General features: G+C 70.0%; 10 protein-coding genes and 1 tRNA gene. 2 read left to right on the top strand and 9 right to left on the bottom strand.

Going from position 1 to position 13975, the window contains the following annotated elements; all coding sequences use genetic code 11:
- Window positions 1-12: 12 nt before the first annotated feature.
- The 5 genes from fxsT to fxsA all read right to left on the bottom strand — a co-directional run bounded on the left by fxsT (window position 13) and on the right by fxsA (window position 8231).
- Window positions 13-4005, bottom strand: coding sequence for an FxSxx-COOH system tetratricopeptide repeat protein (fxsT, locus tag OHN19_RS21925; protein WP_330265821.1), 3993 nt, complete (start codon window positions 4003-4005; stop codon window positions 13-15).
- The gene (gene fsxC, locus OHN19_RS21920; protein ID WP_330294121.1) at window positions 4002-5177 is read right to left on the bottom strand and encodes an FxsC protein; all 1176 of its coding nucleotides are present in this window, start codon (window positions 5175-5177) and stop codon (window positions 4002-4004) included. Before fsxC ends, fxsT begins: the two co-directional genes overlap by 4 nt.
- Before the next feature lie 233 nt (window positions 5178-5410).
- Window positions 5411-6880 (bottom strand): aKG-HExxH-type peptide beta-hydroxylase, encoded by a 1470-nt coding sequence (locus tag OHN19_RS21915; RefSeq protein ID WP_330265819.1) that lies wholly within the window; start codon window positions 6878-6880, stop codon window positions 5411-5413.
- A complete protein-coding gene (locus OHN19_RS21910) occupies window positions 6877-8028 on the bottom strand; it encodes an FxsB family cyclophane-forming radical SAM/SPASM peptide maturase (RefSeq protein ID WP_330265818.1) in 1152 nt (383 codons plus the stop codon). The genes OHN19_RS21915 and OHN19_RS21910 overlap by 4 nt, the downstream gene beginning before the upstream one ends.
- A 44-nt stretch (window positions 8029-8072) precedes the next feature.
- Window positions 8073-8231 (bottom strand): FxSxx-COOH cyclophane-containing RiPP peptide, encoded by a 159-nt coding sequence (gene fxsA / locus OHN19_RS21905; protein WP_330294120.1) that lies wholly within the window; start codon window positions 8229-8231, stop codon window positions 8073-8075.
- Window positions 8232-8649: 418 nt separating this feature from the next.
- Here fxsA and OHN19_RS21900 point away from each other — a divergent pair, with 418 nt between their 5' ends.
- Window positions 8650-9603 carry a DUF4231 domain-containing protein gene (locus OHN19_RS21900; protein ID WP_330265816.1) on the top strand — a complete coding sequence of 318 codons (954 nt, stop codon included), beginning with the start codon at window positions 8650-8652 and terminating at the stop codon, window positions 9601-9603.
- 153 nt (window positions 9604-9756) lie between these two features.
- Here the strand turns inward: OHN19_RS21900 and OHN19_RS21895 are convergent, their stop codons facing one another.
- Together OHN19_RS21895 and OHN19_RS21890 are read right to left on the bottom strand one after the other, a co-directional pair.
- Window positions 9757-10251: a hypothetical protein gene (locus OHN19_RS21895; RefSeq protein WP_330265815.1), complete on the bottom strand. Its 495-nt coding sequence runs from the start codon at window positions 10249-10251 to the stop codon at window positions 9757-9759.
- Window positions 10252-10685: 434 nt separating this feature from the next.
- A tRNA-Ser gene (locus OHN19_RS21890) sits at window positions 10686-10770 on the bottom strand.
- 315 nt (window positions 10771-11085) lie between these two features.
- Between OHN19_RS21890 and OHN19_RS21885 the strand changes: the two genes are divergently transcribed.
- Window positions 11086-11805: a hypothetical protein gene (locus OHN19_RS21885; RefSeq protein ID WP_330265814.1), complete on the top strand. Its 720-nt coding sequence runs from the start codon at window positions 11086-11088 to the stop codon at window positions 11803-11805.
- Between the two features lie 28 nt (window positions 11806-11833).
- Here the strand turns inward: OHN19_RS21885 and OHN19_RS21880 are convergent, their stop codons facing one another.
- Complete coding sequence (locus tag OHN19_RS21880) at window positions 11834-12187, bottom strand: hypothetical protein (protein WP_330265813.1); 354 nt, start codon at window positions 12185-12187, stop codon at window positions 11834-11836.
- A 163-nt stretch (window positions 12188-12350) separates the two neighbouring features.
- Window positions 12351-13835, bottom strand: coding sequence for a S1C family serine protease (locus OHN19_RS21875; protein ID WP_330265812.1), 1485 nt, complete (start codon window positions 13833-13835; stop codon window positions 12351-12353).
- Window positions 13836-13975 lie beyond the last annotated feature (140 nt).

The following is a 13975-nucleotide window of genomic DNA, read 5'->3' as shown; positions in this document are numbered from 1 at the left end:
GCGTACACGGCCTCAGGTCGGCGGCATCTCCAGGTCGAAGTCGATGCGCTTGCGCTCCCGCATCACGCGGACGGTGGGGTGATCCCGCCCGAACTCCTGCTCGGCGGCGAGCGTCGCGGCGGTGAGGTTGCGCTCGGCGTCGTCGCGGCCCATCACGCTGCCGTCCAGGGCGACGTTGAACTCCGCGCAGAGCACCCTCGGGTGGTGGTTGCGGTAGAGCTCGCGGTAGGCCTCGCGGGCGCTCTCGTCCTCGGCCAGTGCCTCCTCGTACCGGCCCAGCGCGAACAGCACACCGGCCCGGTTGGCCCGGCAGGCCACGGTGGCGGGGTGGGAGTCACCGAGTCGCCGGACGAGCAGCGGGAGCGTCTCGTCGGCGAGCTCCATCGCCTGGTCGGTCTCTCCCTGGCTCCGGAAGATGGCCACCAGGTTGGTCGCGGCCGCGAAGGAGAACGGGTGCTCGGTACCGAGGCGCTCGCGATAGCGCTTGAGGTTCTGTTTCCCGAGGTGCACCGCCTCCGCCCCGCGCGCGGGATCCGTCAGCGACAGGGCGAGCAGGTCGCAGGCCAGGTTGGCCGTGCACGACAGGGTCTCCGGGTGGCCCTCGCCGTAGCGCTGCCGGTACACGTTCAGGGTGGAGCGCGTCAGGGCCTCCGCCTCCGCGTAGTTGCCGAGGCGGCGCTGGGTCACCGCGAGGGACGCGTCGGTGCGCAGCACGTCGTCGGCCTTGTCGCCGAGCAGGCCCACGAAGCGTTTGCGCACCTCGTAGAGCAGGTCGAGGGAGCCCTGGTAGTCACCCGTCTCCCGCCGGTCCAAAGCCACACCACCGGCGAAGGCCCAGGTGAGCACGTGTTGCAGGCCCAGGGACTGACGGGACCTCTGATAGGTCTCCGTGGCCCGCTCCAGGGCTCCCGAGGGCTGACCGGCCAACAGGAGCGAGACGCCCAGGTTGTGTGCGGCCCGCAGGGTGTCCTCGTGGTCGAGGCCGAAGTGCGGGCTGTTCAGATACAGCTCGTAGGTCCTGCGGTCCTCGGCGTACGCCTCCTGGTAGCGGCCGAGGCCACGGAGGTCGGCGCCGTAGTTGCGGGCCGTCATCAGCGTGTAGCCGTCGTCCTCGCCGAGCTGCTCGCGCTGGCGCTGGAGCGTGTCGGCGTCGAGTTCGTGGGCCTCCCGGTAACGGCCCAGGGAGCGCAGCGGGTTGGCCACCTGGGCGGCCAGCCGCAGCCTGAGGTGGTGGTCGGCGCCCAGGGACCCCGTCCAGACGTCGAGTGCCTTCTGCCCGAGGGCGACGGCGGCCCGGTGGTCCCCGATCCGCCACTGGTTGCGGACCTGGCGGATGACCCACTCGCACACCCGGGCGTCGGTGTTGGACAGCGCCCCGGAGGGTTCCAGGTGCGGCAGCAGCTCCGCGAACCGCTGCCTGGCCTGCGGGCTGTCCTCCGCCGAGACGGCCGAGGGCAGCGCTCCCGCCAGCACCAGTTGCGCCTGACGCCGGGTCCGCTCCTCGCGTTCGCTGTCCTCCTTCAGCCATTCGCGTACGGCGGCCTGGACCAGTCGGTGGACCTGGATGGAGCCGCTCTGCTGATCGACGGTGGCGAGCGCGTAGCGGCCGAGGTCCCGGATCAGGTAGCCCATCACCATGGGGTCGAGGACCGACTCGTCGCCGGTCTCCTCGGCGAGCCGGTTGCGCATGGCGTCGCTGTAGAGCAGGGAGTGCGCGATCGGCTCGGGGGACAGGAAGGCGCAGAGTTCGAGGAGCCGTACGGCCGCGGGGCGTTCGCTGCCCAGCCGGTCGACGGTCAGCCGCCAGACCGCGAGGAGGGATTCCTGCTGGCTGTCCCCGGTGTTGCCGGCCCCGTTCAGAACCGCGCTGACCTGGCTGTTGACCCGGTCGAGGTAGGTGTCCAGGGGCATCGCCGTCTGGCGCAGCCAGGCCGCCGCGATCTCCATGGCCATCGGGAAGTCACCGAGCGTCTCGGCGATCCGGTCCGCGTCCTCGGCCGACAGCCCGTCGACCCTGCGGCGCAGCAGGGCGATGCTCTCGGACCTGTTGAAGGCGTCGACCTCCACGGAGATCTGGTTCTCCTCATGGGGGGAACGCCGGGCGGTGAGAATGACGTGCCCCGGCCCCTCGGCGGGAAGGTACCGCTTCACCGTCGTGTCTCCCTCGTCCCTGAGTTGGTTCTCACCTTCCGTGTCCTGGCTTTCGGTGATGTTGTCGAAAACCAGCAACCAGCGACCATAATCATTGTTTTTCAGCGCCGTCATGGTTGCCTGGGCGCGTTCGTCGACCGTGTCGCCCGGAATTCCCAATTCCAGCCCAAGCTCCGCGAGGAGCTGGGGGATCCTGGTGGGCTGTTCAGCCGGGATCCAGTGCACGAGGTCGTACTGGGAACCGTACCGGTGGACGTACTCCTGCGCGATCTGAGTTTTGCCGATGCCTCCGAGGCCGTACAGGAAAACCCTGCCCACAGGCGTGTCCGGGCGGAGTGACTCGGCACCCAGTTCGGACCTCAAACGGTCCAATTGAATGTCGCGGCCGGTAAAGGCGTTGTTGCGGCGCGGCACGTTGAAAATACGGGGAACGCGGCCCGGATAGGTGAGGTCCTCGCTGACCGTGGGGGCCGCCGCCTCGAGTTCCAGCAGGCCGAAGAGTTTGCTCAGGACCTGCGCGGCCGAGGTGTCCACGAGGCTGAATCCCGGCAGCCCTCGCAGGGCGGACTCCGGTTGGTGCTCCCGGGTGCGCAGTCCGATGATCTTGGGGCCGTCGGGTGCCGCCGCGAGAGCGCGCACCTCGTCGGCGACCGGTGTGGTGGCGAAGTCGGGGGAGAGCAGGGCGATGACCACGTCGGCGGCGTCCGCGGGTCCGCTGGACAGCGGCATGGAGGGACTGCTCCCGCGCAGCCCCACGGCCACTCCGGCGACCTGGAGCTGGGCCTCGACCCACTCCGCCCAGGCGCCGTCGCGCAGCGCGTAGTCGATCCGCACCCGCGGCACCAGCCGCCCCCCGGGCACCGGGACCCGCTGGAAGCGGGCGAGCAGTTGCCTGCGCACCGGTTCCTCGACCGGCCGCAGGGCGGTGACCTGACCGTCCGTGATGACCGAGGTGAGGCGTTCGTAGGCGCCCAGCAGGGAGGCCGGCTGGCGGGGCGTGTCCGCGACGGTGGCCAGCACCTCCTCGTACGCGTAGAAGGGCTTGTAGGGGATCTCCACGGAGCCCCAGTAGCCGTCGGGGTCGGCCGCCCGGGGCGTGTCCTTCAGGAACTCCTGGAAGCGGTGGCGGGCGTGCCCGCGGCTGATGGCCAGCTTCTCCTGCTCGGCGTCCTCCACCCGCATGGGGACGGGGAAGATCTTGACGTGCGGGGCGGCCCGCCGGACGTCCGCGGCCACGCTGGCGCTGCCGTCCACCGACTGGGTGTTCAGCGTGAAGCAGTTGACCAGGACGTCCGGCATCAGCACCGTCGTGATGCCGGAGGTGTCGCTCCAGCCCGTGCGGCTGTCGATCAGGGCGTAGTCGTAGTTGGCGCGCATGTCCTCGCGCAGGGCACGCAGGAAGGCCGCTCCGTCGCGCTGCTCGTAGAACCCCTGCCAGTCGTAGGTGTTGATCTTCTCGGAGTACTCCGGAGTCCGCCGGCCGGGCGACACGAACAGGACGTAGCCGCCGCTGTCGAAGCTCCACGTCAGCGCGGAGGCGAAGCGCTCCACCCGGGCCTGCCGGCTGTAGTCGCCCCCGGCCGGCCTGGGCCTGGCGAGGTCGAACTCGCGGATCAGGTCGATGACACCGGGGGTGGAGCGCAGCTCCGGGTCGCCGAGGAAGGGGGCGAAGTAGCGGTGCAGCCCCGGCGCCTCCAGGTCCCAGTCCATGGCCAGTACACGTTTTCCGTTGCTGGCCAGGATCCAGGCCACGTTCGCCAGGGCCATGGTGCGACCGGTTCCACCCTTGAAGGAGTAGAACGTGACGATCGTGCCGGACTCGCGGGTGCCGGCGTCACCCGAGGCGAACGTCATGAGGAGTACCTTCCGAGCAGGGGAAACGTGTGAAGACCTTCGGTCGGCGTTGCCGGCGACTGAACGGCCTCCACTGACTTGAGCGCCTCGTTCTGGAGGCGGATGAGCACCTTGCGCAGGGACGAGGTGAAGCTCTCGGCGTCCAGCAGCCTCCAGCGCTCGTACTCGCTGTGCCGTCCCCGCATGCGGGGGAGCGTGCGGTCCAGGAGTTCGTCGAGGGTGCCGGCCCACTCGGCCGACTCGGTGTCGTCCCGGGCCCTCGGTTCCAGCGCCGTGGTCGCCTCGGGATTGCGCTCGTCGACGGCGGCCAGCAGCCGGTGCTCCTCCCGCCGCAGGGCCACCCACGCGTCCACCAGGAGCACGACGAGCTGCTCGGGGTCCTGCTCCCGGACGATCCGGTCGACGCTCTCCTCGTCCAGCGGCAGCACGTTGGCGGTGAAGTCCAGCGCGGTGGCGGTGTTCTTCACCAGTGCGACCAGGGCCTCGTGCTCCCCCGGGGCGTAGGGGGACCAGTCCAGGACCGTCTTTCCGTAGTACTGGCGGGAGTGCCGTTCTCCGGGCACGTCCTCCTTCGCCGAGGACGCGACGACGAAGCTGACCTCCTGGCTGCCCACGGGCTGGGGGGCGCCGACGGGCGAATGACTGCCGCTCGCGTCGAACCCGTGCACCTCGGGCAGCTGCTCCGCGGCCGCGACGATCCGGTCGGCGACCGCCGTCAGCACTTCCTCGTACTCGGACCGGTAGCGCGCCTTCAGCCGCAGCAGGTGCAGCAGCCCGTCACGCCGGTAGGCCTCCGAGCGCGGGCCGAGGGGCGGATACGGGACGACACTCTCCAACGGGTGCGTGAAGTCGGGTTCCCACATCACGGGTACGACCGCGTCGGCGCTGCGGCCCGTGCGGGACCGCTGCATGTTCAGGCGCCGCTGGAAGTAGGACAGCTCGGCCCGGCAGTACGACTGACTGAAGTACCGCGGTGAGTGCAGCACGACGAGGACGGTGGACCGGCCCAGCAGATCCACCGACACGTCGGACGACTGCGGTTTCCCGCGCACGCCCACGGCCTCGGGCGAGCGCCCGGTCCGCTGGGCCACCGCCCTGCAGAGGTCGTGAAAGAACGCCGCGACCCACTCCTCGTCGACCGTGCGAACGTGACTCAAGTAGAAGTGGCTCACGACTGCTCCCGTGCGACGCGGTCCGCAGACGGGCCGGGTCGGTCGACGCGCCGGGCGCAGGCGGAGCACATGCCACGCGACTCGTCACCACCAGCCCCACCACGTCGATGCTTGTTCCGGACATGGCGAAAATCTGATGGTGCCGCCGTACCGCGCGGTCTCGCCGCTCCCTGTGCGTTCGCGGCCGTCCGCCGCGCCGTCGCTTCTCCGCCGTGCCACCGCGTCCTCATATATCAGCCCGCCCCCGGTGTCGTCTCGTCGACAGTCGTGGCTCGGCAACCCGGTGAACGCACCGCGAAGGCCGCCACTTCCTGGGCGGACGTGGACGCTGCGCGCCGTCGCCCGAGGTCCAGCGTCTCCCGCAATGCCACCCGATGGTGTGATGCGCGGAGGGGGCGGGCGGAGGGCGGCGGGGGCAGGGAGAAGCCACAGCGCGCCGCCTCGGCCACCATGATCGAAACGAAGTGCCGGCCCATGGGCGGGAGCGGCCGATGGGCCTGGAGAAGCCGCAGGGCCTTGACGACCTGGACGCCGTAGTGCCGCAACCGGTCCCGCGCCGCACACGCCTGTCCGCCGCTCACCTCCTGCCCGCGCCGACGCCAGAACTCGAGGAGCGCCAAGTGGGCGTGAGTGCCCGTGAGGGCGGACCCGATCGGCCTCAGGTCCTCCCGCCAGCCGACCGGAAGCAGGGTCGCGTCCTCGGGATCCCAGAGATCGGTCAGATCGGCGAGGGCTCCGAAGGCGATGTGCGCGCTTTCGTGCACCACGGTCTCCGCGAGCTGTACCGGATCGCTGGTGAAGGAGGCGGCGATCGCCCCGTACGCCTCCCGCGCCGAGGAACTCACGCCCTCACCGGTCTCCGGAGGCCGCAGGGGCACCAGTGACGACCACAGCGAGGCACATGCCTCGGCCCGGTCCGGGAGCAGCCGGGTCAGCACGTCCCAGGCCGAGGCCACCGACGCCTGCCAGGCACGCAGGTCCCCGGCCGTCCGACCGGGCAGCACCCGGTGACCGTGCGCGTCCCGGTACGGATCGAAGTCCTCCAGGACCACCGACAACGGCGGCGTGCCCTGCGGGCCGTGGACGACGAGGCGACGCGGCGCGCACCAGGCCGTGCCGTGCGCCGCCGACTCGTCCCACTGCTGCGACTCTCCCCACCGTGGCGACCCGTCCCACTGTCCCGGGGCCGGCAGGCGCCCGCCCGGCTCCAGTACGTCACCGCGCAAGCGCGCCTCGACCGCGTCCCCGGGTAACCGGACGACGCCGAGCGTGGGCAGCCACAGGAGCGAGTCCGGGGCCGGCAGGGCCAGCTGCGGGCGCAGCCCCGCGCGTAACGCCGCGGCCGCGGCCAGGCCGCCGAGCCGGGCGAGGTGCGTGCCCGCCCGCGCGGCGGGACGCGGACCGTCCAGGGCGCGCATGCAGCGGCCCAGCCACACACCCACGTGCGGATGGAGCAGTACGGCCTCGAAGGCCCGGACATCCGCTCTGCGCGCCCGGGAGCACAGCTCCCAGGCCGCCGCGCCCCGCGACTCCCAGAACTCCGGTGCTCTGCTCCGGGCCGCCGCGGCCACGTCCATCAGCATCAGCAGACGGCGGGAGATCTGACCGTCCCTCAGAACGCGCAGGGCGGTCGGGGAGGGCCGGCAGCCCGCCAGGCCCGCGAAGTCCTCCGCGGTCATCCGCAGGGTCGCCGGGGCCGTCATGAGGCGCTCCCGAGCAGGGCGGTGGCATCGGCCACCACGCGGTCGCGGATGTGTGTGGTCAGCACGCGCAGGTCCGCGCAGTAGACGCTCGGATTCGAGAAACCGGTGCGGGGGTGGAAGCGGTGCGCGCGCAGTCCGCCACCGCATATCCGCACCACTTCGCAGCCCCGGCAGACGTCGGCGAGCGCGCTCAGGCCCCCGCGGCGGGCGTCGGCCACGACCGGGTGCCGCGCGACGGAGTCGAAGTCCTGCGCGAAGATGTCGAGCCCGGTGGCGGGGCCGCCATGCGCCGTCACCTTGAGCGAGTCGGCCAGTTCGATCGAGCCGTCGCTCTCCACGACGAGGAAGTCGGTGTCGGCCAGTCCGATGCTCTCCGAGTGGACGTGACCGCCGAGCGCGAGGTCCATCAGGTCCTCGAACAGCCGGATCCTGGTCTCCTGGCGCGGCGCCGAGTACCACCTCTCGAACACTTCCAGCAGCCAGTTCGCGTACGGCGTTCGATGCGGATCGTGGCCGGGCGGCGGGTGTTCCCATGTGGCGTGCGGGAGCAGGAAGTTGACGGCCGGGGGTTCGTGCGCGAGCAGCGCCTCGTAGACCTCGAGCGGCGGGTTGGCGAGGTCGACCGTGCACAACAGGCCCGCGAACAGCGCCTTGTTCTCGGGCCTCCGCAAGAGTTCCAACCCTCTCTGGACGGAGTCGTAGCTGCTCCGTCCGTTCTTGGCACGCCTGTGACGGTCGTTGGCCTCACGACCGCCGTCAAGACTGACGCCCACCGACACCCCGTGCCGGCGGAACAGGTCCATCCATGAGGGATTCAGAAGTGTCACATTGCTCTGCACGGAGATATCACAAACAGCTGTGCCGCGCAGCCCCTCGCTCAGGACTTCCAGAAGGTGTTCGATTCGGGACCGGCCGGCCAGCAGCGGCTCACCCCCGTGCAGGACCACCCGGACCCGGGGCAGGGCGTGCCGCCGGGCGTGTTCGCTTATGCGGCGGGCGAGTTGGGCCGCGGTTGCGTTCGCCATCACCGCCGGCTTGTCCTGCCAGGAGTGGTCGAGCAGCTCGTAGACGTAGCAGTGGTCGCAGGCAAGGTTGCATGGCTGCGCCACCTTCACTATCCACTCGACGAAGGGGTTCGCATCACGCACGTGCCACCTCCTGCCACGCGGGCCCCGCTGCCTGGGAGCCCGCGTCAGAGCGCCGACTGGAACATGGACACGTTCAGTGCGCGGTGCTCCAGCGTGTCCCGCCGAACCCTTCGAATGGACCCGCCCAGGGCGCTTGTGGGCAACTCGTCCATATCTACGTCAGCGGAACCGCTGAGGTTCACCACGTCGAAGTCGAACTCCACGTCAGTCCCTGACGTCTCCATGAACCCCCCGTGTCGCTAGTCCCGCGAACTCCGGCCGTGGTTCCCGGACTCGCGCATGTCAACCTGCGTCGGGCCGCAACCGGGCACCCGGACGCCCAGTCGCGGAAGAGGTGGCGCTGTGCAGTTCTCGTTCAGCTGGCGCTGTGCAGTTCTCATCTCAGGGAAGCACACAGATCAACCAAGGACCAGCGCGCGTGGGCCCGTTGGCTCGTGTGCGGCTTGATCTGGTCGTCCCTGGCCGCAAGTCCTCCCCTTCGAGGCGGTGTTGGCACCCGGTCAAGTCCAAGTCACCATGAGTCTTCCCCTCTTCATGGCGAGGTGACCCATGGCGGCAACCTCACCCGGGCAGAACATCCCGGGGCCGCGCGCGACGATAGGGAACGACGATCTTCCGCCATTGTTCCGTTCCAACGACCAGTGGGCACTGAACCGGCAGAGCGAGGCGTTCCGGGCCACCATGACCCAGCTGGCGCTTCTGCTCGTGGCGACCGTCTTCGCCACCCTGGCCGACCACTTCGGCAGCCATGTCCTGACCGCCGTGTCGGCCCTGCTCTACGGGCTCACCGTGGCCACCGGGGTGGTCATCCAGCGCCGCCGGGCCCGCGCCCACTGGCAGGCACACCGCGACGCCGCGGAGACCGTCAAGTCACTGGCCTGGCAGTACATGGTGCACGGCGGTCCGTTCCACTCCGGGGTACGCGATCCGGACGGCCTGTTCAACCAGCAACTGGAGGAACACCTGCGGGCGCTGCGACGCGTGGGATGGAAGGAACCGGCACCGGGCTGGCTCTCGGGTGCGGGCGCTGGCCTTAACGCTGCTGCTGGCCCTGGCCCTGCTTCTTCCAGGTACACCTTGTGGGATCCGGCCAGTCGGCACGAGCCGGACGATCCGCGTCACCCCCAGATAACACGCGCCATGCGGGCGGTACGCGACAAGCCGTTCGCCGTCCGGAAGGACATCTACCTGCGGGACCGCGTGCTCGACCAGCTCAGTTGGTACGGCGGCCGAGCCGTCCAGGCACGGCGTTCCGCCGCCCTCTGGTCCGCACTGACCGCACTGCTGACCCTGCTGGCCCTGACCGCCGCGGTGGTTAGAAGCGCCGGCCTCGGCTCCGGCTGGGACCTCAGCGGCCTGCTCGCCGCGTCGGCCGCGACCGGCGTGGCCTGGCTGGAGACCCGCCGCCACCACCCGCTCTCCTTCGCCCACGCCTTGGTCCGGGAGGGCCTGGAGACGCAACGGGCCGTCCTGGCCCAGAGCGTGACGGAGGACCGCTGGCCCCAGGCGGTCGCCGAGACAGAGCACTTGATGCTGCCGCAGCACACGGACTGGCTGGCGCGGTTCGGGGGGTGAGGGGTCGGCGGTGGGTGGTCCTGGGTGACGGTCTGGATGGGATCCCGGTGACCGACTGGCTGGAATCCGGGTGACCGGCTGGACGGGATCCGGGTGGACCGGCTGGACGGGATCCGGGTGGACCGGCTGGACGGGGTCCGAGTGGTCGTCGACTCAGGGCCTCCGCGCCCCCGGCCGCCAGAGCACCCGCACCGGTACGCCCACGCGGCTCGCGTAGGCGACGATGTCGCCGGTGCCTCCGACGCCCCGGGCGGGCTCACCGTCCCATACGGCCACGAGTCGGTCCGTGTGATCGACGATCCAGCGACCGGCAGCCGCGTAGGCCTCCTCGCGGGTGCGTTCGACCGGGAGGTCGACCCGGTCGGCGCAGGCGTCCAGCAGCCGGCGGAAGGTGAGGCGGGTCTCCGGCCCGCCCAGGTGCCGCTCGTAGTCCGTGCCGGGGATGACGGCGGTGAGGCGGATCCCGCTGCGCAAGGCGAGGTCGGCGAAGAGCTGGTCGGCCCCGGCGGCCAGGGCACTGAACGCCTCGACGGGCCCGCTCGCGGCCTGCCGGGAGAACTCGTCGAGGATCCCCGTACTCACGCACTCCAACACCGGCTCGGGGAGGTCCCGGTGCCCGGTGACTCCGATCCGAGTCGTACGCTCCACGCTCGCCGCCACCCTCGGTAGAACCGCCCGGGACGCCCTCAGCCCTACCCAGTCCCACCACCGAAGCCACACACCGCCCCCATCCCCGGCGCACAAAAGGGGCGCCCCCTCGGGAGGGCGCCCCTTCCTCCAACCGTTCACGCGGCGGCATTTGAACAAGCCGCCCGAAGGACCGCCGGAGCCGGGGCTCAAACGTACGATGTCCTACCGATCACGGGGGGGGAGCCATGGGAGAGCTGTCAGCATCACTACTGTCCCGCGCGTTGGGCGCGGTGTCCTTGGTGGTGGACATGCTCGGGGTTCGAGACTGGATCAAGGGCGTCCGACGCGACAAGCGCCGGTAGCAGAGACGAGCAGGCGCGGGCGGCCAACCACGGCCGACGTGCAACACAACGGCCCCCGACCGTCTCACCTGGTCAGGGGCCGTTCCCATGCGGTGGGTGTGGGATTTGAACCCACGGTGACTCGCGCCACGACGGTTTTCAAGACCGTTCCCTTAGGCCGCTCGGGCAACCCACCTGCGCCCCGGCCCACCTGGGCTGGAGCGGGTACAGACTACCGGGCGCGGGCACTGGGCGCCGCAGCCGATCAGCACGACCCTCTCCCCGTCTCATGCCGGCGCCGGAAGCCGCACCGCACCGCACCGCCCGCGCCGACCACAGAACAGGACTCTTCGGGGATGCTGCATCGCGGCCCTGTTCCGCTTCTACCTCAGCTCTCACAGTCGGCCCTATTTCAGCCTGTACGATTTAATTACATTATGATCGATGACAAAATTGTCACTGATTTCCCGCCAGCGGAATACGGGGACTCCGACTGGGCTAAACCAGCTCCATGACAACTGGTTTGGAGCGCACGCTCCTTCTGTCGAACATCGGCCTCAACACGGTCGGCGTAGGCTCAGCAGTTCTGAGCGGAGCCGTCAACGCTCCCGACTGGGTACGCCCGGCCGGAATCGCCGTGGCCGGAATCGGGATCGCATGGACGCTCTGGAAGTACGTCCCCTTCAGTCAGCCGGCAGTTGCTCGCAACCTGACGCTAGGTCTCGTCGCAGTAATCACGGCCGTGTTGATGGGATTCGCCTGGCCCACTGGGGTCGCCAAAGCCGACACTTCATCGACATCTGTGGACACAGCATGGGCAAAGACCCTTGAGTCTCTCAGGCGCGGTATCAAGCCTCGCCATCACACGTCGATCGGGTGCACAACCGCCGTGTCAGGTACCGGCTGGATTCCCGATCACTTCGACATCTGGACCGCCGTCCTCAACGACACCAACGGCAGCCCCAACACATCACGGCTCTACGGCCTGGAAAAAGCTGTCGCGTCCGGCGGGAACTCATGGACGACTGCACCATTCAGTGTCGGTAATTCACAGCCCAAGAATGACCACTACTGGATTTTCGTCTATCTGGTGCACGAAGACGCAAGCTCCGTCCTGAGCAGTGCGGTGTTGCCCGAAGGAAGCGAGAAGGTCGGCCTGCGTCGTCCCATCGAACATGCAGCGCTTCTTGATCAGATCCCTGTGGAGCGTGCAGCCGAGGCGAAGTGCTGAACTGACGGATCGAAGCCCTGTCGGAGTGCTACGCGCAGATGTGCTTGAAGTCGGTCGCACCCGGCCGGGCGCGGAAGTGGACCTCGTGGCCGGCGTCGTCGGTGAAGACGGCTTCCGTCTGGGACTTCAAGGTCATCGTGCCCCGTTGGGTGGGGTTGTCCCATCCCTCGGGCGGATTCCCTGAACCGTCGGAGAGCGGGACCTCCGCTTCGAAATACGTCGAGCCGATACGGGCCTCGTCGATTCCGCAATGCGTGTAGAGGTCGAAGGGGAGTTCCCGGGCGGGTGAGGTCGACCGGGCGGCCGCTGGGTCTTCACCGGAGGCCGTACAGCCCGTGAGCAGCCCGGCAGCCATCGCGACTGCGACGATTGCCCGCCTCATCCCGTTCCCCTCGGCCATGGCCCTTCGACGCGCAGACCGGGGCGGCGGTTCCGCGACTCGCTTGTTCCCCTGGAGGAGCGAGAAGTGGCCGAGGTCGCTCGGGCGGCCCGCCCCCGCGCCGTGGGTCACCTCGGCGCGGGGATCGGAGTTGCGGGCCCGAGGGTCAGCTGTCGCCCGTGCGGGAGCCCAGGGTCAGGTCGACCGTGTGGGTCTTGCCGTCGCGCTCGTAGGTGATCTTGACCTTGTCGCCGGGCTTGTGCGTCCAGATCTCGCCGATCAGGGTGGGCCCGGAGTCGATGACCGAGTCGTCGAGCTTGGTGATGACGTCACCGGGCTTGAGGCCGGCCTTCGCCGCGGGGCCGCCCGCCTCGACCGGGGCGGAGCCGCCCGCGCCCTCGGTGGTGATCTTCGCGCCGCCCGAGGAGTCCTCCAGGGAGACGGACGCGCCGATCTTGGCGTAGACCGGCTTGCCGGTCCGGATCAGCTGCTGGGCGACGTACTTGGCCTGGTTGATCGGAATGGCGAAGCCGAGGCCGATCGAGCCGGACTGGCTGGTGCCGCCGAGGCCGCCGCTGCCGGTGGACTGGATCGCGGAGTTGATGCCGATCACGTTGCCCTTGGCGTCCAGCAGGGGGCCGCCGGAGTTGCCGGGGTTGATCGACGCGTCGGTCTGCAGGGCGCTCATGTAGGACGCGTTCGAGCCGCTGCCGTCGCTCGACGCCACCGGGCGGTTCTTCGCGCTGATGATGCCGGTCGTGACCGTGTTCGAGAGACCGAAGGGGGCGCCGATCGCAATCGTGGAGTCGCCGACCGCCACCTGGTCGGAGTTGCCGAGGGTGAGCGGCTTGAGGTCGCTCGGCGCGTTCTTGAGCTTGATCACCGCCACGTCGTAGCCCTGGGCGTGGCCGACCACCTCAGCGTCGTACTTCTTGCCGTTGGGGAACGTCGCCGTGAGCTTGCCGCCGTCGACCGCGTCCGCGACCACGTGGTTGTTGGTGACGATGTGGCCCTCGGTGTCGAAGACGAACCCGGTGCCCGTGCCGCCCTCGCCGTTGGTGGACTCGGCCTCGATGGTGACCGTGCTGGGCAGCGCCCGCTGCGCCACGCCCGCGACGGTGCCGGCGTCCCGCTTCACGCTGCCGCCGCTGTCCGAGGCGGAGACGGTCGTCGAGGAGCCGTCGTCGTTGTTCTTGGCCAGGGTGTAGCCGAGCCCGCCGCCGAGGCCGCCGGCGACCAGCGCGGCCACCAAGATCGCGGCGACGAGACCGCCGCGGCCGCTCTTCGGCTTCGGCGCCGGCTGCTGGTAACCCGCACCCCACACACCCGTCGGACCCGCGCCGCCCGCACCGGCACCGCCCGCACCCCCGTCGGCGTACAACGGCGTGCCCGGAGCCTGTGGCGGCGGCCAGGCGCCCTCGGGGCCGCCCTGGCCGGCGTGCTGCTGCCCCTCCGCCGAGGCGTACGCCGGAGCCGGTCCCGCGTGCACGAGTTCCGGACCCTGGGCGCCCCCGGAGGGGTGCGGCGGGATCGGGGTGGTGGGGGCACCCGCGTCGGAGGCCTGGGGCGCCGAAGCCGCGGGAGCGTCCACCGGCACGGGGGGTGCGGACGGGGCCGGGGGTACCGCGGTGCCCTCGTTCTCGGTGCTCACAGCTTCTCTCCTCGGTCCACGGCTGTCTGTTGTCGGTCGCACTCGGTCACGCTCGGCCAGTGCCGCTCGGTGCCCGGCGTGCGTCAGCTGTGCATGTCCTTTTGTATGCCGTCAGCTTTTCCCACGAGCCGTCAGGGCAC

This window comes from Streptomyces griseorubiginosus, assembly GCF_036345115.1.
Classification (GTDB): domain Bacteria; phylum Actinomycetota; class Actinomycetes; order Streptomycetales; family Streptomycetaceae; genus Streptomyces; species Streptomyces griseorubiginosus_C.
Note: the sequence above shows the minus strand (reverse complement) of the source record. Positions and strands in the feature narration are given on the sequence as shown.